This window comes from Sphaerisporangium sp. B11E5, from assembly GCF_039871875.1.
In the GTDB taxonomy this organism is placed as follows: domain Bacteria; phylum Actinomycetota; class Actinomycetes; order Streptosporangiales; family Streptosporangiaceae; genus Sphaerisporangium.
In genome coordinates, this window is sequence record NZ_JBDPMD010000116.1 from 1 (window position 1) to 1,335 (window position 1,335).

1 protein-coding gene is annotated in these 1,335 nt (G+C 67.6%); it reads left to right on the forward strand.

The window, feature by feature from the left end; translation table 11 throughout:
• Nucleotides 1-24: 24 nt before the first annotated feature.
• Nucleotides 25-1,335 (forward strand): glycoside hydrolase family 43 protein (locus ABGB17_RS38770; protein WP_347639386.1); only part of this gene is annotated, 1,311 nt, incomplete at its 3' end.

Genomic DNA, 1,335 nt, shown 5'->3' on the forward strand with positions numbered 1-1,335 from the left:
TGGCTCGTGAGTCTGCTCTGCGTTGTGGTGTTGCTGCCGGCGGGGCCGGCGCGGGCGGACAATCCGCTGGTTCAGACGATCTACACCGCTGATCCGGCGCCGTTGGTGTACAACGGGCGGGTCTATCTGTACACCGGGCATGACGAGGACGGTTCGACGTACTTCACCATGCGTGACTGGCGGGTGTTCTCCTCGGCCGACATGGTGAACTGGACCGATCACGGCTCGCCGATGAGCCTGGCCACGTTCGCCTGGGCCAGTGCGGACGCCTGGGCCGGGCACACGGTCTACCGCAACGGCAAGTTCTACTGGTACGTCCCGGTCAAGGACCGCGCCAGCGGCCAGATGGCCATCGGGGTCGGGGTGTCCACCAGCCCCACCGGCCCGTTCACCGACGCCATCGGCCGCCCCCTGGTCAGGAACGGCGAGATCGACCCCAACGTCTTCATCGACGACAACGGCCAGGCCTACCTGTACTGGGGCAACCCCAACCTGTGGTACGTCCGCCTCAACACCGACATGATCTCCTACACCGGCAGCCCCACCCAGATCCCGCTCACCACCGCCGGCTTCGGCACCCGCACCGGCAGCACCACCCGGCCGACGCTGTACGAAGAAGCCCCCTGGGTCTACAAACGCAACGGCCTGTACTACAACGTCTACGCCGCCAAGTGCTGCTCGGAGTTCATCGCCTACTCCACCGCGCCCGGCCCCACCGGCCCATGGACCTACCGCGGCACCGTGATGCCCACCCAGGGCAGCAGCTTCACCAACCACCCCGGTGTCATCGACTTCCAGGGCAATTCCTACTTCTTCTACCACAACGGCGCCCTGCCCGGCGGAGGCGGCTACACCCGCTCGGTCGCGGTGGAAAGATTCACCTACAACGCCGACGGCACCATCCCCACCATCAACATGACCACCACCGGCCCACCCCAGATCGCCACCCTGGACCCCTACGTCCGCCAGGAAGCCGAGACCGCCGCCTGGTCCCAGGGCGTGGAGACCGAGAACGCCGGCGAAGGCGGCCGCAACGTCGGCTGGATCGACAACGGCGACTACATCAAGGTCAAGGGCGTCGCCTTCGGCACCGGCGCCACCGGCTTCACCGCACGCGTCGCCTCGGCCACCAGCGGCGGCAGGATCGAACTACGCCTGGGCAGCGCCACCGGCACCCTCGCAGGCACCTGCACCGCACCCGGCACCGGCGGCTGGCAGACCTGGACCACCATCACCTGCCCCGTCAACGGCGCCACCGGCACCCACGACCTCTACCTGCGCTTCACCGGCGGCACCGGCACCCTGTTCAACTTCAACTGGTGGCAGTTCACCAGG